Origin of the sequence: Corynebacterium frankenforstense (assembly GCF_030211955.1) — a bacterium.
Classification (GTDB): Bacteria; Actinomycetota; Actinomycetes; order Mycobacteriales; family Mycobacteriaceae; genus Corynebacterium; species Corynebacterium frankenforstense_A.
Window position 1 is genome coordinate 1 of sequence record NZ_JASODI010000071.1, and the last position, 264, is coordinate 264.

The 264-nt window shown below is 53.0% G+C and carries 1 protein-coding gene; it reads right to left on the reverse strand.

From position 1 onward, the window contains the following. Window positions 1–218, reverse strand: a 218-nt coding sequence (atpH, locus tag QP119_RS11565; RefSeq protein WP_284776319.1) for an ATP synthase F1 subunit delta, incomplete at its 3' end; no start/stop codon positions are given. Window positions 219–264 lie beyond the last annotated feature (46 nt).

The following is a 264-nucleotide window of genomic DNA, read 5'->3' on the forward strand; positions in this document are numbered from 1 at the left end:
CCGTTTTCGTCCAGTTGCTCACCACAAACTGCGATAAACGACTCGGCGAGCGTTTCTGGCGCAAGCGCGCCAGAGAGAAGCTCTGCCATTTGTTCGTTTTTGGTTACCTCGGCGGCAAACGCCAGCATGTCCTGCCAGCGTTCTACACTTTGGTGTTCGACGGCAAAGTCAAAAGCTGCTTTGGCGTAGGGGCGAGCTACCGTAATAAATTCAGACATCAGCCCCTCCCTCCTTACAGTTCAGCGACAAGTTTATCCACGATGT